The sequence below is a fragment of the Streptococcus sanguinis SK49 genome, from assembly GCF_000212815.1.
Taxonomy (GTDB): Bacteria; Bacillota; Bacilli; order Lactobacillales; family Streptococcaceae; genus Streptococcus; species Streptococcus sanguinis_C.
Map to the genome: position 1 here is coordinate 15898 of NZ_GL890986.1, position 20805 is coordinate 36702.

A 20805-nucleotide genomic window follows, 5' to 3' on the forward strand; every position below is an offset into this window, starting at 1 on the left:
ATTTTATCTCAGATAGTCACTCCACTCAAATCCGTAGCAGATTTTTGCATTCACCTGCTAAAAAAGGTACAATTACCTCATATAATAGAAGGAGATTCTAACAAAATGAAAGAATTTGATATGATTGCTATTGGCGGTGGCAGCGGGGGGATTGCTACCATGAATCGGGCCGGCGAATACGGTGCCAAGGTTGCCGTTATTGAAGAAAAGAAACTAGGTGGCACCTGTGTCAATGTCGGCTGTGTCCCAAAGAAGATTATGTGGTACGGAGCCCAAATAGCTGAAGCTATCCAGCATTATGGACCAGACTACGGCTTTACCTCTGATAACCAAGCTTTTGATTTTGCTACCCTTCGGAAAAATCGCGAAGCTTATATTGACCGAGCACGTTCGTCCTATGACGGTAGCTTCAAGCGGAATGGTGTCGAACTGATCGAAGGACGTGCCCGTTTTGTGGATGCAAACACTGTCCAAGTCAACGGCGAGCTTATTCGCGCCAAGCATATCGTTATCGCGACGGGTGCTCATGCTGCTATTCCAAATATCCCTGGCGCAGGCTACGGCGAGAATTCCGACGATGTCTTTGCTTGGGAAGAGTTACCTGAATCTGTAGCCATTGTCGGAGCAGGCTATATAGCAGTTGAGCTAGCTGGCGTGCTCCATGCTCTAGGAGTTAAAACAGATCTTTTTGTTCGTAAGGATCGACCACTGCGCAACTTTGACAGCTATCTGATTGACGGCCTGCTCCAAGAAATGGAGAACTCTGGACTCCAGCTTCATACCCATAAGATTCCGCAAAAGCTGGAAAAACTGCCTGATGGTCAGCTCAAGCTCTATTTTGAAGACGGCAGCAGCCACACAGCCCAGCATGTTATCTGGGCCATCGGGCGTAAGCCAAATGTTCAAGACCTCAATCTGGAAGCAGCTGGCGTCACTCTCAATGAACGTGGCTTCATCGCTGTAGATGAGTATCAAAACACTGTGGTTCCTGGCATCTATGCTCTAGGCGATGTAACAGGTGAAAAAGAATTAACTCCTGTTGCTATCAAGGCTGGACGGACCCTGTCTGAGCGTCTTTTCAATGGTAAAACAAATGCTAAAATGGACTACTCAACTATTCCAACTGTTGTCTTCTCCCATCCTGCTATTGGGACAGTCGGCCTGAATGAGGTAGAGGCTATCAAGACTTACGGAGCAGAAAATATTCACGTTTACACATCTAGCTTCACATCCATGTATTCAGCTGTCACCCAGCATCGCCAACAGGCCAAGTTCAAGCTCATCACTGCCGGTGAGGATGAAAAGGTCGTTGGCCTGCACGGTATTGGCTACGGAGTAGACGAGATGATTCAAGGTTTCGCTGTTGCTATCAAGATGGGCGCTACCAAGGCTGACTTTGATGCTACAGTTGCTATTCACCCGACAGGTTCCGAAGAATTCGTGACCATGCGATAAAAATTCAAAATCAGAAGAGGTTTGGTATTCCATCCTCTTTTTGACTTCTGCTACCATTTTATAATAAAGATGTTGATCGTTCCATAACCTAATCTTTCATTTTACAGACGAATCTTACATTTTTGTAAGATTGTAATTAAAGCTATTTCAGCTTCATTTGACACTCCTTTGAAATATCCATAAAGAAATTCCAAAGATTATAAAAAGCGATCTTTTTATTAGTTATTATATGCGACAAGGAGCCTGAAATGAAATCTCAGACTCCTTTTTCTTTATGGTAAAATAGCTACAGCCCTAACTGGTGAACCGCTGGCTTGATGCCAGTTGGGGAAGCTAATTGAGATGAGAGCACCTTTAGCCGGCAGCTGATCCAGATTGGTCATAACTTCTAGCTGATAAATGTCCTGCTCCAAAAGATAGTATTCATTGAGCAGCCCATGCTCCGCTGTAGGAATACCCGCATCTGTATCAAAAGTTTCGTGACCTACCGCCTTGACACCACGCTCATGGATAAGGAACTCTAGAGCATCCCGTCCCCACCCAGGAGTATGCTGAATCTTCTGATCATCCAGATTGCGCATAGCTGATTGACTTGGCCAACGCTTGGACCAGTCTGATCGAAAGGCAACAAAACGTCCCTGGCTCAATCTGTCCGTGCTCCGCTTCAAAATCTAAAATATCCTGCTTGCCTAGTATAAAGTCTGGATTCTCTGTTACTTCCTTAGACTTATCAATAACCACCACAGGCAGGAAAAGATCTTTTAGCTCAATCTCTCCCAACCAACGACCACCCTCCACAAAGTGAATCGGAGCATCAATATGAGTCCCGTATTGGCCAACTACAGAAAATTGCTGAACATGAAAACCGTCTTTCAAAGTGAAAATATCCTTCTTCTCCAAGGCAGGCAGAGCTGGAAAATGCGGACTGTCTTCCCTAATCTGATGGGACAAATTAACCCATTTTTTCTCCTGTAGTTCCTGATAAATTTTTAATAAATCTGTCATAGCCTTCTCCAATCTAGTCAGTCTTGCTTTAGGAAGATGTTGATTACGCACCCACACCTCTAGCAAAAACTCTTATTTACTTTTGCATTATTATATCAATCAAAGTGTGCTGCTGCAATTCTTTATAGCACTTTTAGATAATCCTTTTTTATTGATAAGAATATAGTTTGAAGCTATAGCTAATTTTTCTAATGAAGCCTATTCAAGCATTGAAAATTTTGATATGATAGTACAAAGCAATCCAGAAACGAGGAAAACTGATGAGTAAAACAAAAAAACTTCTTGCAGCCTTGGGCATCCTTTTCTTTAACATTTTTGGTCTTATCGCCTTCATCGTCTTGCTCATCAGAAGCAAGAAACGAAAATAAGAATCTGTCTGTATAATTGTCTCGTTCGATTAAGAAGGACTTGACTTTTTTTTATTTAGTTTTTAAAATAGTTACCATAAAATTAAAAAGAGGTTTACTATTTATGAACAAGAACAAAGCTTTTCTTCTTGCCCTCCCAGCTATCGGAGCTGCTTTCCTAGCTGTCCTGTCCCAATTTACTATTTCCATCGGCCCCATTCCCATCACACTGCAGACTTTTGTTATCGGTCTGATTGCGACGATTTTCAAACCTCGCGAAGCTGTTTTGTCAGTCTTTATTTATCTGCTGCTGGGAGCTATCGGTCTGCCGGTCTTTGCTGGAGGAAGCGGTGGTTTTCAGGCTCTCTTTGGCCCAAGCGCCGGCTATCTCTGGTTCTTCTTACCCTTTGCGCTTGTGACATCCAGTCTGACTCATAAGGACAGTCCTTTCTATATGATTTTTATAGCCAATGTATTGGGTGCCGCTCTCGTCTTTGTCGGTGGTATCTTAGGGCTGCAGTTCTTTGGAGGGCTTGATTTCTCTAAGTCAGTAGAGGTTGGCCTAACTCCTTTTATCCTGCCTGGATTGATAAAAATTATTGCCATCACCATTATCAGCATCCCTATTTTTAAGAGTCTGAAGTTTCATCCCTACTTTTCAGAGAAATAAGAATCTGTCTGTATAATTGTCTCGTCCGATTAAGAAGGACTTGACTTTTTTTATTTAGCTTTTAAAATAGTTACCATACAATATAAAAGAGGTTTACTATTCATGAACAAGAACAAAGCTTTTCTTCTTGCCCTCCCAGCGATCGGAGCTGCCTTCCTAGCTGTCCTGTCCCAATTAACTATTTCCATTGGTCCCGTTCCCATCACGCTGCAGACTTTTGCTGTCGGTTTGATTGCAACGATTTTCAAACCTCGCGAAGCTGTTTTATCAGTCTTTATTTATCTGCTGCTGGGAGCTATCGGCCTACCGGTCTTTGCTGGAGGAAGTGGTGGTTTCCAGGCTCTCTTTGGCCCTAGCGCCGGCTATCTCTGGTTCTACTTACTCTTTGCCTTTGTTACATCCTGTCTGACCCATAAGGACAGTCCTTTCTATATGGTTTTTATAGCCAATGTATTGGGTGATGCTCTCGTCTTTGTCGGTGGTATCCTAGGACTCCATTTCTTGGGAGGATTTGATTTCTCTAAGTCGGTCGCGATTGGTCTTACTCCTTTTATCCTGCCTGACTTGCTAAAAATGGTTGCCATCACCATCATCAGCATTCCTATTTTTAAGAGTTTGAAATTCCATTCCTACTTTTCTGAGAAATAGAAAAAACTGATAGAACTTTCTCTATCAGTTTTTAAATGCATCCACGAGAATTTGGAATTCTTCATTAGAAAGTGTAATTCCCTTGCCCATCTTGCTGTGGTCTGGACTCCAATTCCGAATATCATACTTAGCTGGTGCTCCGTTAAAGCTAACGCGGTTAAGTTCCTTGGTCCAGCCCTTGTCATTTTCAGACAGGACCAGAAGTTTTTCTTCAATTTCGAATGTAAATTCAGCCATATTTCACCTCTTGTTTTATTTTCCAACTAATAATTCGTAAAAGAATTTACAATTTAGGGAATTTTGTTATATAATATATTGTAACAAGTTATGGAGATTTTAGCTATGAAAAAATATCTCGAAATGATTTTACAAAGAGCCAACGAATTTATCAGTGGCAAAAAGAATGAACAAGGACCAGAGGACAGCGGCCGCATCCTGCGTACCATCGAGCTAGCTCTGCGAAAACAATCTGGTGTCCACGTTATCTTTCTGGATAAAAGCTTCACTGGCGATATTGTTAAATACGATCGCGAGCGCCAGCAGCTGATTATCAAAAATTTCAAGAAAAGTATGACCACTATTATCCGCGTGCAGGACATCAAGCGAATCAGCCTCGTACCCAATAATATCCGTGAAGCCCAAAAGAAAGACATTCGCATCACTAACCGTCGTTTCAAAAGATAACTCTTCTATCCAGCTGGATGGAAGAGTTATTTGTTTGTCTGAAAATAAATCGATCGATGCTTCTTGCATCTTGGATTAAACGGATGAGTACAGATAGGACAAGCATCCTCACAGCCAAGATACTGAGAAATAGTCAGCTCCGTCCTGCAATGACCACAAAGAACTACTCGATCTTCTGACCGACTCACAGGATAGGCCAGAAAAGCATGATCTTCGTAGCGGTCATGACAGAGAAAGCAAGGATAATATTTCTGACAAGCAAAGCACTTAAGGGCTATGATATCTCTCTCACTGTGATAATGCTGGCAGCGAGTCTCCTCATCAAGAATATCACCGTAAACCTGAATCATGCTATTTCCTCTCTGAAAATCTCTATTCATAAAGATGGCTTTTAGATTAAAAAGTCACCTAAGAATATAAGATTAAGCTCGGACGGTCACGCTAGTGCCATCTTCCTTGTAAAGATTAATCAAGCCTTCCTTTCGAGCCCGCACCATATCGCCAGCCTCTACGGGCTGCTCCAAGTGAATGGTCAGAAGCTCCATCGGATTAGGAGCCCGATCAATTTTGTTACCATCAGCATCACGAAGGTCTGTGACAAAGGTTTCAAAATGACGGAAGCCCGGTCCATAAAACTCAACCTGATCTCCTTCATGGATAACATTGCGCTGACGGATAGTCGCTGTCTGACTGTCTGCGTCATAGGCTACTACTTCAGCTACAAATTTGTATTCTGGAATCTTGCGTCGCGCTCCGAACAGCTGCTCATTCTCAGTTGGAGTATGATAGTAGAATCCTGTGGCCAATTCACGTTGAGCAACCTTCCACATCTCATCAACCAAGTCCTGCTTGATAGCTTCAAACTTTTCAGGACTTTCTAGATAAGCGTTCACTGCTGCTTTATAGCAGTTAGTCACCGTAGAAACGTAATGAATGGACTTCATCCGTCCCTCAATCTTCAAGCTATCTACTCCATTTTCAATCATGTCTGGTATGCGGTCAATCATGGACATATCAACTGCGGACATGGAAAATTCTTCCGGAACTTCCCCCTCCAAGCTCTTACGTTCTTGACCAAAGGGCATATCGTAGAGGTCATATTTCCAACGGCAGGATTGTGAGCAGCCTCCACGATTGGCATCACGCATACTCATGTGATTGGATAACGTACAGCGGCCGGAGTAGGAAATACACATCGCTCCATGAACAAAGGCTTCTATTTCAACGTCAGTCCGTCGGCGAATTTCAGCCAGCTCAGCCATAGAAACTTCGCGAGCTAGGACAACACGAGTCAGTCCTAGATTTTTCCAGAACTCCAGCGTTTCATAGTTGGTCGCACTAGCCTGAGTTGACAGGTGGATTTCCAGACCAGGTGCTTCTGATGCTGCAATAGCAATCAAAGCTGGATCTGAAACAATGACAGCCGCAATCCCAATGTCCCGCAAACGGCGGAACCACTCACCAGCTCCCTCTTCATTCCCCTCGTGCATGACCATATTGGCCGCGACATAGACCTTGGCACCATAACTAGCCGCAAACTGAACCCCTTCTTCCATCTGTTCAAAGGTAAAGTTCCCAGCCCGGCTGCGCAGACCATAGGCTTGTCCGCCAATAAAAACAGCATCTGCTCCATATCGAACAGCTACTTTTAGCTTTTCCAAAGTACCAGCAGGTGACAACACCTCTGGTCGTTTTAACTTTCTTGCCATCATTTTCTCCTATTTGCAATATAAAAGTGTTGATGTCTAATCCTTATTATTTTATAGTAATTTACCCCTAAAAGCAAGGTTCTTTGAATTATTTTCACAATTCTAATTTTTAGATTATTCGAATTAATTCAAAAAAAATAGTTTGAAGCATTTATTTTTTACTCATGTTTTATAAATCTCATTTTTGTTCACAAAAAAGAACTCCTAAAAAGAGTTCTCGTTTCTAAATTTATTTTATCATATCAGGGTCATAGTCATAAAATCCTGTATCAAGAAAACGATTTTTCGGATGCAGTTTATGAATCGCCTCATCCAGCACAAAGGCATGGTCTGAGCTAAACTTGCCTGCTTCAATCAAATCTCTCGCCTCTACAAAAATCTTTGCAATCTCGACAAAGTTGTGACCAGGTGTGTAGAGACCTTCCAACTTCCAGTTGCAGAAGCCATGGTCAACCAATTCTATCAGCTTGGTCATCAAATCCAAGTCATTATTGGCAAAAATATGAGTACCATGATTGTCCTCAAAAATCGAGTAATGGCTCTGCGGATCGCTTGGTTCTGCCAGAAAAAGATCTCGTTCCCGTGTCTTTTCATCATCGATATGAGTGAAATTATAGTAATTCTGCAAAAGAGGACGCTTGGAGTGATGGATGACACTAGCTCCGTAAACCAAGACTTCAGCAGGAATTTCCAGAATTTCTGGCATCTTAAAAAGCTCAGCAGAAGGAATCTCACGCGCTAGGACAGCTTCTGAAACTCCAGCGTTCTTAGCCCAAAAGTTAATCTGACGGCTGCTTGTAACCATGGTCGAGGCATCGTAAATAGTCTTTAATTTATAGCTATCTCGCTGCAGCACATAAAAAACACCAGCATCCCCAACGGTAATATAATCTGCCCCAATCTCCTGCAAAAAATCAAGGTAGGGCTTAATATTATCCATCATTTCCTGATGCATGAGCGCGTTTACTGCAACGGTCAACTCTTTTCCTGCTTGGTGAACTAAGTCAGAAATTCGATTTAATTCGTCTAAACTAAAATTATGAGGCAAACGAAGGCCATAATTTTTCTCACCGACATAAATTCGATCGACATTTGCCTCTAAAAGTTCCTCAACTTGTTCTATACTTTCAGCTGTTGCTGTAATAATTATCTTTTTCATACAACCATTATAGCAAAAAAATATAAAGGAGAAGTTCTTAATTCGAATTTATTCGTTTTGTAACACTTTTGTAACATTTTGAACAAGCAAAAAATGGTAGAATTAAGGGGTACTGTAAGGAGAGAGAATTATGCCCGTAAGAAAATATCAACAATATGACGATCCAACTGACTACTACTATCAAGAAATTGAATCTGAACAAACTCCACTTTATCAGGATTACCTCCCTGAAGCGGATTACTCACCAAAATTAAGTGAACTCTTTTTCTTCGTGAATATTGCTGTTTTTTGTGTCTTGACAGTTTTGTTTAGCTTCTTATTCTTGAGTTTAAAAATGAATACATTTATGTCCTTCACTTTAGCCATTGCTTCTAGCCTGATTAGCATTCAATCTTATCGCCTATTCGCAAAAAAACGCCAAACTAGCAAATAAACCAACCTTGTGATTCTACGATTTTAAAATATAAAATGAAACCGAAGAAGTTTTACCTCTTCGGTTTCGTTTTCATTCTAACAAAGAAGACTAGCAAAATTGCTAGTCTTCTTTATTTTTCTTCTTGACTATCTTTTTCAACAGCCTTTTCTTCTTGTCCTTCTGTCACTTCTGCTCCGAAGTCAATGATGATTTCTTCTGAAGGTTCCTCTTCTTCCTCTTCGAAGATCACAGGTTCTTCCTCAGCAAAGCTGCTTTCTTCTTTATCAAATTTTTCTTTGATTTCGTTAAACCTATCTTGCGAATAGTCCACGACTGACTTGGTCGTTTCTTTGACAGATTCGATGACTGTTTCAGCTGTAATCTCGCCTTTCTCAACTTTTTCTTTGGTTTGTTGAATTGCGCTGACAGCTTGATTTGAAAAATCTTTAGCGGACTGAACAACAGCTTCGTGGATATCATCAGGATTTTCTTGGTATTCCTTAACAAAGTCCCGAACCTTATCTGTAGTTTCCTTTCCTTTCTTACTGGTTAGAAAATAGGCAGCTGCTGCACCTGTAATGGCACCCAATAATAGTGATGAAAATTTTCCCATGGTAGACCTTCTTTCTTATTTTTTAAACAATTTTGAAGCAAAACGCAAAGCAGACAAACCAGCTGTAGTTTTGACGGTTCCTTTACCAGCTGACACCGCTTTTTTACTCAGCGAGCGGGCCTGAACGTTTAAATCTGAAACAGACTCAGACAGGTCCGCCACAGCTGTAAACAAAGGATCAATAGTTGCAACTTTTTGATTGATGTCGTCAGTCAAGACATTGACCTTGGCCAGCAGATCATTGGTTTGGTGAAGTGTCACGTTGACATCAGAAGTCAAGACCTTGATGGTGTTTTCTGTTTCATCTAGCATCTTACCAGCTTTTTCGCCCAGATTTTTGACAGTAATCGTCAAGTAAATCACGAAGATAATAAGGGCAACCGCCAGTAAAGAATAAGCAATTTCAATTATCATATTTCTCTCCTTTCATCGCTGACATCTCTTATGAATGAGTCAACGAATCTATTATTTCTTATTCTTGGTAATAAGGGGCTTGCTTTTTTCTTTGGTAAATGATGATGCCTATTCCAACAAAAATAAGAATCAGCGACAGCCATTGGGAAACACGCAGACCAGCAAACATGAGACTGTCCGTCCGCATCCCCTCAATAATCATCCGACCAAATCCATACCAAATTAGATAGAAGGCAGCGATTTCTCCCTGTCTCAGCAACTTAGGCCGACGGCGAAGAACAATAATCAAGATAAAGCCAATTAGGTTCCATACAGATTCATAGAGGAAAGTTGGCTGTCTGTAGCTACCCTCTATATACATATTTTCCCGAATAAAGCTAGGCAGATAGTCCAAATTCTTAACTGCCGCACCATAGGCCTCATGGTTGGCAAAATTTCCCCAGCGACCAATACTCTGGGCAATCATCACACTTGGTGCTGCAATATCCAGAAAATCAACTGGGTGAATCAGCCTTCTCCTACAAAAAAAGTAGAGAACGATAGCACCAGCTATCAGCCCGCCGTAAATAGCAATACCTGCTATTCCGCCATTCCAGAAATCAATGATTTTTATCAGATTCTTACCGTAATAATCCCACTCGAAGGCCACGTAATAAAGCCGGGCACCCACGATAGCTACGGGAAAAGCCACTAGGATAAAATCCAAAATATCATCAGGAATAATCTTCCGACGCGGAGCCTCTTTCATGGCAAGATAAACGGCTAATACTAAGCCTGTGACAATACAGATGGCATACCAGCGAATACTGATAGGTCCTAGTTGGATAGCTACTGGATCAATCATGTTTCACCTCATTCCGGCTAATTAAATCAGTGAGGCGCTCTTCAAAGATCTTTGTAGCATCATAGCCCATTTCCTTAGCCCTATAATTCATTGCTGCTGCTTCAATCACAACCGAGATATTACGACCAGTTTTCACAGGAATCCGAATACGCGGAATTCTGACGCCAACAACTTCCAGCTCTTCAGCATTATTTCCCAGCCGATCAAATGTTTTGAGAGTATCGTAATTCTCCAAATAAACAGCTATCTGAACTTGAGAAGAATCTTTAACTGCACTGGCTCCGTATAAGCTCATAACATCTATGATACCAACACCACGAATTTCCAATAGATGTCGCAGGATTTCAGCTGGCTCTCCCCAAAGTGTCATTTCATCCTTGGCATAGATATCCACTCGGTCGTCCGCAACCAAACGATGGCCACGCTTAACCAATTCAAGCCCTGTTTCACTTTTACCAATTCCGCTGTCCCCTTGGATGAGAACCCCCATGCCATAGATATCCATCAAGACACCATGAACACTGGTTCTCTCAGCCAGTCGGGAATCAAGGTAGCTGGAAATTTCTCCAGATAAGCGACTAGTAGAGGTTTTACTTCTGAGAATTGCAATCTGCTTCTCATCAGCTGCCTTAACCATTTCTTCAGGAATCTCTAAGTTTCGAGCAATGATAACCACCGGTGTTTCAGGTTGAAACATTTTCAATAACACTTGATGGCGGTTATGCGAGGTCATTTTCATTAGGTAAGACCATTCCTTCATTCCAATCAGCTGTATCCTCTCGGGTGTATAAAAATCAAAATATCCAGTCATTTCAAGTCCTGGGCGGGAAATATCAGAGGTTGCTATTTCTTTTTCTAGTAAACTTTCGTCTCCACATACCTGAGACAGACGGGATATTTTTAAGAGGTCTTTAACCTTTACCGACATTGTCTTCTCCCTTCAAATTTGTCTGCTTCTATTATAGCAAATTTTCATCCCAAAAGAATCCTTAAGATTGATTTTAGAACGAAAAAATATTTTGATTTAAATCAACTTTTAGTGAAAATAGAAAAACAACCGCGATATCAATCGATTAGGCTGCTGAGAATTTTCTTTTGGTTATTAAAACATGGATGGTTTTCTACAAAATCTGGGACCTCTTTCAGAGGCAACCAGACATGAGCATCTGTTTCGCCTTCCTGATAGCGGACTTGGCTCTTATCGCCAGACACAACCACTTCAAAATAGTCGAAATGGCACTGGTCTTTGATAGAGCAAACCTGCTCCAAAAGTCTGATGCTGTCAAGAACCAGGCCTGTTTCCTCTTTTAATTCACGTAGTGCAGCAGTCTGACTATCCTCTCCAGCCAGCACACTCCCTCCTGCTCCGAACTCATAGTAGCCAGGATAGAGACTTTTATTTGCTGACCGCCGCATAAATAAAATATCACCATCCTGATGGCGAACCAAGACATTAACACATAGATGAAACTGTCCTTCAGGAATTTTTTCTCCTCGAACTAAGAGATGAGGGAGTTGATTTCGATTTAAGTCATAGGCATTCCAAATTTCTGTCATATTTCCTCCTTGAATAAATGCTTAGGATTTCGTTGAATTTGCAAGGTTCAGTCTATTTCAATTTGAGATATAGATCGCTTTTTATAGTTAGAAAGGTTGATTGAATGAGCTATAGAGTACACGATTGTATTTGAAACTAGCATACCAAAAATATAAAATAGGCTGTTAGGAAGGGAGCTTATAATTATTTGGAAACCTCCAACAAAACCATAAATTACGAGACATAGAACTGGCAGAAATAAGATAGATATAAGTCCTACTAAACGCTCTGAACTTTGCTCCGGGGATAATACTTTCAAGAAAAAGAATAAATTCCACAAACCAAATGGAAATGCTAGAATACCTATAAAGAAAACAAAGAAGCTAGCATATCCTCCTGCTATCATGCCCGCTGCAAAAATAAGAACTATATGTAAAATTAAACTAATAATCAAATAGAGGAAAAATTTCCATAAATACACCGATAAAGAAAATTGTTTCATAATACTGCCTTTCTAATCTTCAAAATGATCTGATAAATCAAGGGACTCAGCCTTTTCCATTTGTTTAGCCATATGTAGCTGCTCACGTGCCTTTTTGATAGAAAAGGCTAAAAAATAAAAGAAAGTATTGACTAAAAGACAAACGAATAATATTGGAATCATGCTTTTAAAGCTATTGATCCCATTACTTAGACCATCTTCATAAGAACTATCCAAAAAGAAAACAGAAACTGCAATAAAAAGCGGATGCATGAAAATAGATAGTAGCAAAACACTTTTTTTCAGAGATTGACTAATTGGTGGTGTAAATAGAAAGAAGAAAAAATTCAAAAAGCCATAACCAAAAATCATCATCCCTAGAAAAGACACTGTTAGACTAGTACCATAGTTAAACTTAAAGAGAAAAGCCAGAAGACCAAGTCCTCCAAAACTAACAATATATGACAGAATAATATAAAGCAAGAACTTGAATGCATACCGTATGATTGAAAATTTTTTCATAAAATCATTCTCTCCTCTTCATCTAGTAAAAAATCGGGAGTGAATCCCGAAATTTTCTATTTTATTAAGAATTACCAAAACCAGCCGTCTTTATCGTCTTCGATAGCTTCTGCTTCTTTTCGTTTGCGTGGACCAGTTCCGTACATTTCTTCTTCTATGTCTTCTTTATAGGGCATAACCATAGCCAGCAGGATATAGATGAGAATTCCCAAGCCGAAATTGACCACAGTAAAGATAATAAAGAGGAAGCGCACCAGACTCAGATCAAAATCAAATTTATCACACAGACCGGACAAGACACCGGAAATCAGTCGATTCTTTTTCAACTTATAGAATTTCACGTTCATGATAGAGACCTCAATGATCATATTTACTTTATTCTACCACATTTCACAGAAAAACAATCGGGCCAAAGGCTGATTATACCTTAGAAAATTCATTCTTTTGAAAAAAGAGAGTTCTTCAAGGAACTCTCTTGCTAATCTATCAAGCTTTCTCTGATAAACAGAGCTTGCCCATACAGCGTCCGCAACGGTATTTTTGAAGATTGACTCTGCGTCTGCGACGGATAAGTGCTCCGCAGCTCAGACATTCATAGATGAGAAGGGATTGCGAATCTGACAATGAGGGGGCGTAGCGCAGACCATCAACTAGCTTGAGCAGGTCTTTAAAATCTCTATCCCCATGGCGGTATCCTTTACCCTGATAATATAGGTGATAGTGAGCCAGCTCATGGCGAACAATTTTTCGAAAAGTCTCCAACCCAAAAGTTTCATAGATTTTTGGGTTAAAATCCAGATGTCCGTCTTTAGGAAAGAAGCGTCCCCCTGTAGTGCGGAGACGCTTGTTCCAATAAGCTTGGTGGCGGAATTCCCAGCCAAAATCCTCAGCTGAAACCCGCTTGACATAGTTAGTTAGATTCATTTGGTGCTATCAGAGAGAGGTTAACCTTCTCCCGCTCCACATCCAGTTTATCCACCCAGACTGTGACTAAATCGCCAACAGATAGGACCTGACTAGGATGCTTGATATAGTCAGTGCTCAGCTTGGAGATATGAATGAGACCGTCTTCGTGGATACCGATATCCACAAAGGCTCCGAAATCGACGACATTACGTACGACCCCTTCCAGCTTTTGACCGATACGCAGATCCTTGATATCCAAGACATCCTGCCGCAGAACTGGCGCATCAAAGGAATCACGCAAATCCCGACCAGGCTTGAGCAGATCAGCAATAATATCTTTGAGGGTTTCTTCTCCCAAGCCCAGCTCTGCAGCCAAACTAGCAACCCGAACAGCCTTTAATTTGGCTTGGGCCGCTTCATCCAAACTGCTGATTTCCAGACGCTTAAAGAGCTCCTCCACCGCCTTATAAGACTCTGGGTGAACGCCTGTATTGTCTAGCAGATTATCACTCTCGGGAATACGCAGGAAGCCGGCTGCCTGTTCAAAAGCTTTTGCACCCAGACGCGGCACTTTCTTGATGGCCTCGCGAGACCGAATCAAACCTTCTGTTTCCCGATACTTGACAATATTTTCTGAGATAGTTTTATTAAGACCAGCTACGTGGGCCAGCAGTGCAGGACTGGCGGTGTTGATATTAACTCCGACTTGGTTGACCACGGTATCAACGACAAAGTCCAGGCTTTCAGACAGCTTTTTCTGGCTGACATCATGCTGGTACTGGCCAACCCCGATAGACTTAGGATCTATCTTAACCAACTCTGCTAAAGGATCCTGCAGACGGCGGGCAATGGAAATAGCTGAGCGCTTTTCAATAGTCAAATCTGGAAATTCATGACGAGCTAGTTCACTAGCAGAGTAAACAGATGCTCCGCTTTCATTGACGATGACATAGCTGACAGTTGGATGGGATTTCAAAACTTCTGCTACAAAAGCTTCACTTTCTCGGCTGGCAGTTCCGTTTCCGATGGCAATGATTTCCACGCCAAACTGCTCAATCAGCTCCGATAACTCTTTCTTAGAAGCTTCAATCTGAGCTGGCTTTGCTGGCGCTACTGGATAAATAACATGAGTCGTCAGCATCTTACCTGTCGCATCAACAACAGCCAGCTTGGCTCCTGTCCGAAAGGCTGGGTCAAAGCCCAGTACTACGCGACCTTTGAGAGGAGCAATTAGGAGAAGATGACGGAGATTATCTGAAAAGAGCTGAATCGCTCCATCCTCAGCGGCCTCAGTCAGCTCGGTCCGAATACGGCGCTCCATGGCTGGAATGATTTTCTTTTTGACCGCTTGCTGAACAGCTTCAATAATATAGGCATTTTTCACCTTGAAACGTACTTCAAAGAAGCGCAAGATCTTCTCAAGATTGTGCTCAAAACCAACCTTGAGAATACCTTGCTTCTCACCACGGTTAAGGGCCAGTGTCCGGTAGCCTTGCATGGTCGCTACTTTTTCGGAAAAATCATAATAAATCTGGAAGACCTGCTTTTCATCCAAATCACCGTCTTTGAGACTGGATACGATAAAAGAATTGGTCTGCATCTCATGGTAGGTCCAAGCCCGCAGCTTAGTATCTTCGGAAATTGCTTCAGTCAGAATATCCACTGCTCCAGCAAGAGCAGCTTCTGCTGTCGGAAAGGCTTCACTAGTCAGTTTCTCAGCTTCTTCTTGCAAGTTAGCCGCATCCTGTAGGATGAGGCGGGCCAAAGGAAAGAGACCTGCTTCACGGGCAATAGTAGCCTTGGTACGGCGTTTCTCCTTATAAGGAAGATAAAGTTCTTCCACATCAGCCAGCTTTTCAGCAGCCTCAATCTCAGAGCGCAACGCATCCGTTAGTTTTCCCTGCTCCTCAATTTTAGCTAAGACCGTCGCTTTACGCTCTGCCAAAGCAGTCATGCTCTTATCTAAGTCGATGATCGCCTTAATCTCGACCTCATCCAGATTTCCTGTCATTTCCTTACGGTAACGAGCAATAAAAGGAATCGTATTCCCTTCAGCGGTCAAATCTAGGACCTGTGATACTTGGCTTTCTTTAAGGCCCAATTTCTGGGCAATTTTTTCAATATTTATATTTTCCATAACAATCCTATTATATCACAAGTGCTTTGAAAGATAGGCTATTTTAGAACTATTTAGTACTATTTGTACAAAAAAATTTAGGGTAAATCAGCGACAAGAAGTCCCTTATGTTTCAAAATTTCATTTTTTGATGATTGGTAGTATAATAGAATTATTATTTTAGAAATGAGGTGCCTTTATGGCTGTTAAATTTACTAGATCAGACGATTTGGACAAGATGTTCGAGGAGTTTGCTACCCTACCCAAGATGGAAAAGGTAGAATTCCCTGAGGAAGACAAGAAAAGATCTAAAAACGAGAAGGATAAGAAAGAATGAGCTTCTTCTCTCAGTTGCCGGCCAGTGTCCTGCAAGCCGGTGCCATCTTTCTCTCCATTATCATTGAGGCCCTGCCTTTTGTCTTGATTGGAAGTATCATTTCTGGCTTTATCGAGGTGTATGTCACGCCAGACAAGGTTTATCGTTTCCTACCCAAGAACAAATGGGCTCGGATTTTCTTTGGAAGCTTGGTTGGTTTTGTCTTCCCATCTTGCGAGTGCGGAATTGTTCCCATTATAAATCGGTTTTTGGAAAAGAAAGTTCCCAGTTACACGGCTGTGCCCTTTCTGGTAACGGCTCCGGTCATCAACCCCATTGTGCTCTTTGCGACCTACTCAGCCTTTGGTAATTCCTTCCGAATGGCTCTGCTTCGTGCTTTAGGTTCTATGGTAGTGGCTATTCTTTTAGGGATTTTTCTGGGCTTCTTTGCAGACAGCAATATCCAAAAAGAAAATCGCAAAGCAGTCCATGAGCATGACTTTTCACATCTCAGCAAGGGGCAAAAGTTTTTTCAGGTCTTTGTGCAGGCCATTGACGAATTTTTCGATACTGGTCGCTATCTGGTCTTTGGCTGTCTCTTCGCCAGCCTGGTTCAGGTCTATGTGCCAACCAGAATCTTGACCTCCATCAGCTCAACACCAGCTGTTGCTATTCTCCTGCTCATGCTGCTGTCCTTCCTGCTCTCACTTTGCAGCGAAGCTGATGCTTTCATCGGGAGCTCCTTGATTGCTAGCTTCGGCTTATCGCCAGTCTTAGCTTTCTTGGTCATTGGGCCTATGCTAGATGTCAAGAATCTGCTGATGATGAAAAACTACTTTAAGACACGCTTTATCTGGCAATTTATCAGCCTGGTTACTGTCGTTGTCTTTCTTTACTCTTGGCTTGTGGGGGTGGTGCTATGATTCGATTTCTAATCTTAGTTGGCTACTTTGAGATCACCATGTACCTGCAGCTGACAGGCAAGCTCAACCAATATATCAATCTCCACTACTCCTATCTGGCCTACTTGTCTATGATTTTGTCCTTTATCTTGGCAGTCGTGCAGCTCATCATCTGGATGAAGAAGATGGAGGTCCACAGTCATTTAAGCACTCGCTGGGCCAAGTTAGGCAGCGTGCTGCTCCTTGTCATTCCGCTTTTTGTAGGAATTTTCTTTCCAACTGTTACCTTGGATTCGACAACAGTTTCGGCTAAAGGATTTCATTTCCCGCTAGCTGAGGGAACTTCAACTGCTATTCAGCAGGACGAAGGCACTACCAGTCAATACCTGAAGCCTGACACTAGCACCTACTTTACCAAAGGGGCTTATGAAAAAGAAATGCGGGCAGCCGCCAAGAAATATGTCAAGCAAGATACCATTCAGGTCACAACTGAGAACTACATGGAAATCATGGAGGTCATCTATGATTATCCCGACGAGTTTGTAGGGAAGACGCTGGAGTTCACCGGATTTGTCTACAATGATCCCAGCGATCAGAAGAGCCAATTTCTCTTTCGCTTCGGTATTATCCATTGTATCGCCGACTCAGGTGTCTATGGCCTCTTGACGACTGGAAATACCCAGCATTTCGAGAATAATACCTGGATTCATGCCAAGGGAAAAATTACCATGCATTACCATAAAAGTCTTGGACAAAGCCTGCCAACTCTAGAAGTTGAAAGCTTTGATAAGGTAGAAAAACCGGAAAATCCTTACGTTTATCGGGTATTTGAATAAAGAAAACGAGGCTGGCACAATCGTGTCTTAGCCTCATTTTTTGTATTTGAATATGTTTCAAGCAGTGGTTAATTTCTTTCTATTTATCTCCCTTTTCAGAAACCGAATTTCTGAATACAATCTTTAGAAAAATTGTGATAAAATAGAGACATCATTTAGAAAATAGGTATCAGGATGTCTTCAAAAGTTATTGTAACAATTTTCGGAGCCAGCGGTGACTTGGCCAAAAGAAAACTCTATCCATCCCTCTTCAGGCTCTATAAGTCTGGTAATCTTTCCAAGCATTTTGCAGTCATTGGAACAGCCCGCCGGCCTTGGAGCAAGGAGTATTTTGAGTCTGTCGTTGTCGAAGCAATCGCTGATTTAGCTGACAGCCCCGAGCAAGCCCAAGAGTTTGCCAGCCACTTCTACTATCAAAGCCATGATGTGCAGGATACCGAGCACTACATTGAACTGCGCAAGCTTCAAAACCGACTCAATGAGCAGTACCAAGCCGAGCACAATAAACTCTTCTTCCTGTCCATGGCTCCGCAATTTTTCGGAACCATTGCCAAACATCTCAAGTCTGAAAACATCGTAGATGGCAAAGGATTTGAACGTCTGATTGTCGAAAAACCTTTCGGAACAGACTTGGCAACTGCCAGCCAACTTAACGAAGAACTCTTGGCAGCCTTTGATGAAGAACAGATTTTCCGTATTGACCATTACCTAGGCAAGGAAATGATTCAGAGCATCTTCGCTATTCGTTTTGCCAATCTTCTCTTTGAAAATATCTGGAATCGTGACTACATTGACAATGTCCAGATTACTTTTGCTGAAAAGCTAGGTGTCGAAGAACGTGGCGGTTACTATGACCAGTCCGGTGCTCTACGAGATATGGTGCAGAATCATACTCTGCAACTCCTGTCACTCTTAGCTATGGACAAGCCGAAAAGCTTCAGCAAAGAGGACATTCGGGCAGAGAAAGTCAAAGTTTTTGAACGCTTGGTACAGCCCGATAAAGAAGACCTAAAACGTTTCTTTATACGCGGTCAGTATAAGTCTGGCACGGTCAAAGGCAAGAAATACATCTCCTACCGGAGTGAGCCTAATGTCAATCCTGACTCCATGACCGAGACTTTTGCTTCAGGAGCTTTCTTCGTAAATAGCGAGCGTTTCCGTGATGTTCCATTTTTCTTCCGAACTGGTAAACGTCTCACTGAAAAAGGCACTCTTGTCAATATTGTTTTCAAGCAGATGGAGTCTATCTTTGGTGAGGAATTAGCACCAAATGTTCTGACCATTCATATCCAGCCGACTGAGGGCTTCTCACTTAGCATGAATGGCAAAGAGGTCGGCGAACGCTTCAGCTTAGCTCCCCTTTCTCTGGACTACCGGACAGACGCAACAGCTAGTGGTGCTTCCCCTGATCCTTACGAAAAATTAATCTTTGACGTTCTTAACAATGACTCAACCAACTTCAGCCACTGGGATGAAGTGCGCTCCAGCTGGGAGCTGATTGATCAGATTGAAGAGCTATGGCGTAGCAACGAAGTGCCTCTTCATGAGTATCCTGTCGGTTCTATGGGACCAGATGCTTCTTTTGAACTCCTTAGAGAATTTGGAGCTGACTGGCAGTGGTCTCCAAACAAATAAAATTTAAAAATTGTTCATAAAAAACCAGTACTCATACTGGTTTTTTGTTTTATACCAAGCCTTCAAGTAGGCCTTTCATAAAGTTCTCTGAGTTGAACTCACCGATATCATCAATCTTTTCTCCAAAGCCAATCAGCTTCACTGGAATATCCAATTCCTGACGAATGGCTAGCACAACTCCGCCTCGGGCTGTTCCATCGATTTTTGTCAATACAATTCCTGTGACTGGAGTGATTTTAGAAAATTCCTTGGCCTGAACCAGAGCATTCTGACCGGTTGAAGCATCGAGAGCTAGGAAAGTCTCATGCGGTGCTTCTGGATCCACTCGCTTAATAATGCGGCCAATTTTCTCTAGCTCTGCCATGAGGTTGTCCTTATTTTGCAGGCGGCCAGCCGTGTCAATCATAAGAACATCAACCTGCTCTGCCTGAGCACGCTCCATACCGTCATAAACCACGCTAGCAGGATCGCTCTTCTCAGGCCCCGTTACGACTGGAACATCTACGCGCCGACCCCATTCAGCCAACTGAGCCACCGCTCCAGCTCGGAATGTATCTGCTGCTACCAACATGACTTTCTTGCCTTGTTGTTTGTACTTATAGGCTAGTTTACCGATAGAGGTGGTTTTACCAACTCCGTTGACCCCTACAAAGAGCATGACAGTCAGTCCATTTTGGAAATTGATTTTTTCATTAAAGCGGCCATCTTTCTCATAAATGTCCACCAATTTTTCAATAATCAGCTGGCGTAGAGCAGCTGGTTTTTTAGCATTTTCCAGACGAGCTTCATAGCGTAGTTCCTCAGTCAGACTGGAAGCCACTTGAACCCCTACATCACTAGTGATGAGCAGTTCTTCCAAGTCTTCGAAGAACTCTTCATCTACCGAGCGGAAATTAGCAAAGAAGGCATTAAGCCGTGCTCCAAATCCTGTCCGAGTTTTCTTTAGGCTGCGGTCATATTTTTCCTGAGTGGATTCCTCTTGAGGAGGATCAGCAGGCTCTTCTGTAGCGGCTGCTTCTGATTCTTCAGCAACATCAGCTGCTTGAACGACCTGTTCTGATTCTGTTAGTAACTCATCTCCTATTTCTGGCTCAAACTCACTATTTGAATCAGTTGCCACCCCGTCATAAGAAGCTGCTTCATGCTCAGTATGAGATGATGCTTCATCCGAAAGTTCCACTTGTTCAACAACTTCTTCTACCGTTTCGTCACTGCTTTCAGGCTGGTGCTCTTCTAGAGTTTCTTCAGTCTGAGTTGCTCCTTGAGCCACTTCTTGATTTTCTGCAATAATTTCTCTTTCATGCTCTGGCTCCTTGCTTTCTTCTTGGATAGTTTGAGATGCAAGCTCTTCTGTTACTAACTGCTCTTCAACATCAGCCAAACTATCTTTTGTATCCGAAATTTGGTCATCAAGTTGCTGCTCGTCCTGATAGGACTGAACAGCTTCCGCTTCAAGATTCTCTCCTGCTTCTGGAACAGGCGCTGTTTCTTCTTCAAGCTCGCCAATGTTTTCCAATGCTTCCTTTACAACTTCTTCAATCGGCGGTTCTTGTTTTTTTCGGCCGAAAAGGCGGTCAAATAATCCCATCGG

Annotated in this window: 24 protein-coding genes and 1 pseudogene; 9 read left to right on the plus strand and 16 right to left on the minus strand. The window is 42.3% G+C overall.

All coding sequences use genetic code 11. From position 1 onward, the window contains the following. Positions 1-105 precede the first annotated feature (105 nt). Positions 106-1455 (plus strand): glutathione-disulfide reductase, encoded by a 1350-nt coding sequence (gorA, locus tag HMPREF9380_RS03290; RefSeq protein ID WP_032907628.1) that lies wholly within the window; start codon positions 106-108, stop codon positions 1453-1455. A 272-nt stretch (positions 1456-1727) separates the two neighbouring features. Here gorA and HMPREF9380_RS0111095 read toward each other — a convergent pair. Beyond that, positions 1728-2460: pseudogene (locus tag HMPREF9380_RS0111095) on the minus strand (cyclase family protein). A 471-nt stretch (positions 2461-2931) separates the two neighbouring features. On the opposite strand from HMPREF9380_RS0111095, the gene HMPREF9380_RS03285 reads away from it, so the two are divergent. Then, positions 2932-3477 carry a biotin transporter BioY gene (locus HMPREF9380_RS03285; protein ID WP_004192816.1) on the plus strand — a complete coding sequence of 182 codons (546 nt, stop codon included), beginning with the start codon at positions 2932-2934 and terminating at the stop codon, positions 3475-3477. 102 nt (positions 3478-3579) lie between these two features. Beyond that, positions 3580-4125 carry a biotin transporter BioY gene (locus tag HMPREF9380_RS03280; RefSeq protein ID WP_004192819.1) on the plus strand — a complete coding sequence of 182 codons (546 nt, stop codon included), beginning with the start codon at positions 3580-3582 and terminating at the stop codon, positions 4123-4125. Between the two features lie 24 nt (positions 4126-4149). Here the strand turns inward: HMPREF9380_RS03280 and HMPREF9380_RS03275 are convergent, their stop codons facing one another. Next, on the minus strand, positions 4150-4362 hold the full coding sequence (locus HMPREF9380_RS03275; protein WP_004192822.1) for a YdbC family protein: 213 nt from the start codon (positions 4360-4362) through the stop codon (positions 4150-4152). Positions 4363-4452: 90 nt separating this feature from the next. On the opposite strand from HMPREF9380_RS03275, the gene HMPREF9380_RS03270 reads away from it, so the two are divergent. Then, positions 4453-4809 (plus strand): hypothetical protein, encoded by a 357-nt coding sequence (locus tag HMPREF9380_RS03270; protein WP_002897226.1) that lies wholly within the window; start codon positions 4453-4455, stop codon positions 4807-4809. 26 nt (positions 4810-4835) lie between these two features. Here the strand turns inward: HMPREF9380_RS03270 and HMPREF9380_RS11550 are convergent, their stop codons facing one another. From HMPREF9380_RS11550 to HMPREF9380_RS03260, 3 genes are all read right to left on the minus strand, one after another. Beyond that, positions 4836-5159, minus strand: a complete 324-nt coding sequence (locus HMPREF9380_RS11550) for a CHY zinc finger protein (protein WP_162093961.1) — start codon at positions 5157-5159, stop codon at positions 4836-4838. Positions 5160-5231: 72 nt separating this feature from the next. Next, positions 5232-6518, minus strand: a complete 1287-nt coding sequence (locus HMPREF9380_RS03265) for a peptidase U32 family protein (RefSeq protein ID WP_032907634.1) — start codon at positions 6516-6518, stop codon at positions 5232-5234. A 229-nt stretch (positions 6519-6747) separates the two neighbouring features. Beyond that, positions 6748-7677, minus strand: a complete 930-nt coding sequence (locus HMPREF9380_RS03260) for a peptidase U32 family protein (protein ID WP_004192828.1) — start codon at positions 7675-7677, stop codon at positions 6748-6750. A 130-nt stretch (positions 7678-7807) separates the two neighbouring features. Between HMPREF9380_RS03260 and HMPREF9380_RS03255 the strand changes: the two genes are divergently transcribed. Beyond that, complete coding sequence (locus HMPREF9380_RS03255; protein ID WP_004192830.1) at positions 7808-8110, plus strand: DUF3270 domain-containing protein; 303 nt, start codon at positions 7808-7810, stop codon at positions 8108-8110. A 112-nt stretch (positions 8111-8222) separates the two neighbouring features. Here HMPREF9380_RS03255 and HMPREF9380_RS03250 read toward each other — a convergent pair whose 3' ends face one another. The 10 genes from HMPREF9380_RS03250 to HMPREF9380_RS03205 form a co-directional block, all read right to left on the minus strand. After that, positions 8223-8705, minus strand: a complete 483-nt coding sequence (locus tag HMPREF9380_RS03250) for a YtxH domain-containing protein (RefSeq protein ID WP_004192831.1) — start codon at positions 8703-8705, stop codon at positions 8223-8225. Positions 8706-8720: 15 nt separating this feature from the next. Further along, positions 8721-9119 (minus strand): DUF948 domain-containing protein, encoded by a 399-nt coding sequence (locus HMPREF9380_RS03245; protein ID WP_004192842.1) that lies wholly within the window; start codon positions 9117-9119, stop codon positions 8721-8723. Between the two features lie 58 nt (positions 9120-9177). Continuing rightward, complete coding sequence (gene lgt, locus HMPREF9380_RS03240; protein ID WP_004192845.1) at positions 9178-9963, minus strand: prolipoprotein diacylglyceryl transferase; 786 nt, start codon at positions 9961-9963, stop codon at positions 9178-9180. Further along, positions 9956-10891, minus strand: coding sequence for an HPr(Ser) kinase/phosphatase (gene hprK / locus HMPREF9380_RS03235; RefSeq protein ID WP_004192847.1), 936 nt, complete (start codon positions 10889-10891; stop codon positions 9956-9958). The genes lgt and hprK overlap by 8 nt, the downstream gene beginning before the upstream one ends. A gap of 137 nt (positions 10892-11028) precedes the next feature. After that, positions 11029-11520 carry an NUDIX hydrolase gene (locus HMPREF9380_RS03230; protein WP_004192850.1) on the minus strand — a complete coding sequence of 164 codons (492 nt, stop codon included), beginning with the start codon at positions 11518-11520 and terminating at the stop codon, positions 11029-11031. A gap of 47 nt (positions 11521-11567) precedes the next feature. Next, positions 11568-12002, minus strand: a complete 435-nt coding sequence (locus HMPREF9380_RS03225) for a hypothetical protein (RefSeq protein ID WP_004192852.1) — start codon at positions 12000-12002, stop codon at positions 11568-11570. Positions 12003-12014: 12 nt separating this feature from the next. Beyond that, on the minus strand, positions 12015-12503 hold the full coding sequence (locus tag HMPREF9380_RS03220) for a hypothetical protein (RefSeq protein ID WP_004192854.1): 489 nt from the start codon (positions 12501-12503) through the stop codon (positions 12015-12017). Positions 12504-12574: 71 nt separating this feature from the next. Further along, positions 12575-12850, minus strand: coding sequence for a PspC domain-containing protein (locus HMPREF9380_RS03215; protein ID WP_032907817.1), 276 nt, complete (start codon positions 12848-12850; stop codon positions 12575-12577). A 139-nt stretch (positions 12851-12989) separates the two neighbouring features. Further along, positions 12990-13427, minus strand: coding sequence for a SprT family protein (locus HMPREF9380_RS03210; RefSeq protein WP_004192856.1), 438 nt, complete (start codon positions 13425-13427; stop codon positions 12990-12992). Continuing rightward, on the minus strand, positions 13414-15546 hold the full coding sequence (locus HMPREF9380_RS03205; protein ID WP_004192858.1) for a Tex family protein: 2133 nt from the start codon (positions 15544-15546) through the stop codon (positions 13414-13416). The genes HMPREF9380_RS03210 and HMPREF9380_RS03205 overlap by 14 nt, the downstream gene beginning before the upstream one ends. A 178-nt stretch (positions 15547-15724) precedes the next feature. On the opposite strand from HMPREF9380_RS03205, the gene HMPREF9380_RS11935 reads away from it, so the two are divergent. The 4 genes from HMPREF9380_RS11935 to zwf all read left to right on the plus strand — a co-directional run bounded on the left by HMPREF9380_RS11935 (position 15725) and on the right by zwf (position 19214). Next, a complete protein-coding gene (locus HMPREF9380_RS11935; protein WP_004192860.1) occupies positions 15725-15862 on the plus strand; it encodes an SPJ_0845 family protein in 138 nt (45 codons plus the stop codon). Continuing rightward, positions 15859-16764 carry a permease gene (locus HMPREF9380_RS03200; protein ID WP_004192862.1) on the plus strand — a complete coding sequence of 302 codons (906 nt, stop codon included), beginning with the start codon at positions 15859-15861 and terminating at the stop codon, positions 16762-16764. Before HMPREF9380_RS11935 ends, HMPREF9380_RS03200 begins: the two co-directional genes overlap by 4 nt. Next, the gene (locus HMPREF9380_RS03195; protein WP_002920740.1) at positions 16761-17579 is read left to right on the plus strand and encodes a TIGR03943 family putative permease subunit; all 819 of its coding nucleotides are present in this window, start codon (positions 16761-16763) and stop codon (positions 17577-17579) included. The genes HMPREF9380_RS03200 and HMPREF9380_RS03195 overlap by 4 nt, the downstream gene beginning before the upstream one ends. A 174-nt stretch (positions 17580-17753) precedes the next feature. Next, positions 17754-19214, plus strand: a complete 1461-nt coding sequence (zwf, locus tag HMPREF9380_RS03190; protein ID WP_004192864.1) for a glucose-6-phosphate dehydrogenase — start codon at positions 17754-17756, stop codon at positions 19212-19214. A 49-nt stretch (positions 19215-19263) separates the two neighbouring features. Here the strand turns inward: zwf and ftsY are convergent, their stop codons facing one another. After that, positions 19264-20802: a signal recognition particle-docking protein FtsY gene (ftsY, locus tag HMPREF9380_RS03185; RefSeq protein ID WP_004192865.1), complete on the minus strand. Its 1539-nt coding sequence runs from the start codon at positions 20800-20802 to the stop codon at positions 19264-19266. Between the last annotated feature and the right edge of the window lie 3 nt (positions 20803-20805).

Bases quoted from the DNA above. Each gene is read 5' to 3' on its own strand.
- HMPREF9380_RS03220 (WP_004192854.1), bottom strand. From the start codon at position 12,503: ATGAAAAAATTTTCAATCATACGGTATGCATTCAAGTTCTTGCTTTAT.
- HMPREF9380_RS03210 (WP_004192856.1), bottom strand. From the start codon at position 13,427: ATGAATCTAACTAACTATGTCAAGCGGGTTTCAGCTGAGGATTTTGGC.
- HMPREF9380_RS03275 (WP_004192822.1), bottom strand. From the start codon at position 4,362: ATGGCTGAATTTACATTCGAAATTGAAGAAAAACTTCTGGTCCTGTCT.
- HMPREF9380_RS03230 (WP_004192850.1), bottom strand. From the start codon at position 11,520: ATGACAGAAATTTGGAATGCCTATGACTTAAATCGAAATCAACTCCCT.
- HMPREF9380_RS03200 (WP_004192862.1), top strand. From the start codon at position 15,859: ATGAGCTTCTTCTCTCAGTTGCCGGCCAGTGTCCTGCAAGCCGGTGCC.
- HMPREF9380_RS03245 (WP_004192842.1), bottom strand. From the start codon at position 9,119: ATGATAATTGAAATTGCTTATTCTTTACTGGCGGTTGCCCTTATTATC.
- HMPREF9380_RS03280 (WP_004192819.1), top strand. From the start codon at position 3,580: ATGAACAAGAACAAAGCTTTTCTTCTTGCCCTCCCAGCGATCGGAGCT.
- HMPREF9380_RS03265 (WP_032907634.1), bottom strand. From the start codon at position 6,518: ATGGCAAGAAAGTTAAAACGACCAGAGGTGTTGTCACCTGCTGGTACT.
- HMPREF9380_RS03255 (WP_004192830.1), top strand. From the start codon at position 7,808: ATGCCCGTAAGAAAATATCAACAATATGACGATCCAACTGACTACTAC.
- HMPREF9380_RS03260 (WP_004192828.1), bottom strand. From the start codon at position 7,677: ATGAAAAAGATAATTATTACAGCAACAGCTGAAAGTATAGAACAAGTT.
- HMPREF9380_RS03215 (WP_032907817.1), bottom strand. From the start codon at position 12,850: ATGAACGTGAAATTCTATAAGTTGAAAAAGAATCGACTGATTTCCGGT.
- HMPREF9380_RS03285 (WP_004192816.1), top strand. From the start codon at position 2,932: ATGAACAAGAACAAAGCTTTTCTTCTTGCCCTCCCAGCTATCGGAGCT.
- HMPREF9380_RS03205 (WP_004192858.1), bottom strand. From the start codon at position 15,546: ATGGAAAATATAAATATTGAAAAAATTGCCCAGAAATTGGGCCTTAAA.
- HMPREF9380_RS03225 (WP_004192852.1), bottom strand. From the start codon at position 12,002: ATGAAACAATTTTCTTTATCGGTGTATTTATGGAAATTTTTCCTCTAT.
- HMPREF9380_RS03250 (WP_004192831.1), bottom strand. From the start codon at position 8,705: ATGGGAAAATTTTCATCACTATTATTGGGTGCCATTACAGGTGCAGCA.
- HMPREF9380_RS03195 (WP_002920740.1), top strand. From the start codon at position 16,761: ATGATTCGATTTCTAATCTTAGTTGGCTACTTTGAGATCACCATGTAC.
- HMPREF9380_RS11550 (WP_162093961.1), bottom strand. From the start codon at position 5,159: ATGATTCAGGTTTACGGTGATATTCTTGATGAGGAGACTCGCTGCCAG.
- gorA (WP_032907628.1), top strand. From the start codon at position 106: ATGAAAGAATTTGATATGATTGCTATTGGCGGTGGCAGCGGGGGGATT.
- hprK (WP_004192847.1), bottom strand. From the start codon at position 10,891: ATGTCGGTAAAGGTTAAAGACCTCTTAAAAATATCCCGTCTGTCTCAG.
- HMPREF9380_RS03270 (WP_002897226.1), top strand. From the start codon at position 4,453: ATGGAGATTTTAGCTATGAAAAAATATCTCGAAATGATTTTACAAAGA.
- ftsY (WP_004192865.1), bottom strand. From the start codon at position 20,802: ATGGGATTATTTGACCGCCTTTTCGGCCGAAAAAAACAAGAACCGCCG.
- lgt (WP_004192845.1), bottom strand. From the start codon at position 9,963: ATGATTGATCCAGTAGCTATCCAACTAGGACCTATCAGTATTCGCTGG.
- HMPREF9380_RS11935 (WP_004192860.1), top strand. From the start codon at position 15,725: ATGGCTGTTAAATTTACTAGATCAGACGATTTGGACAAGATGTTCGAG.
- zwf (WP_004192864.1), top strand. From the start codon at position 17,754: ATGTCTTCAAAAGTTATTGTAACAATTTTCGGAGCCAGCGGTGACTTG.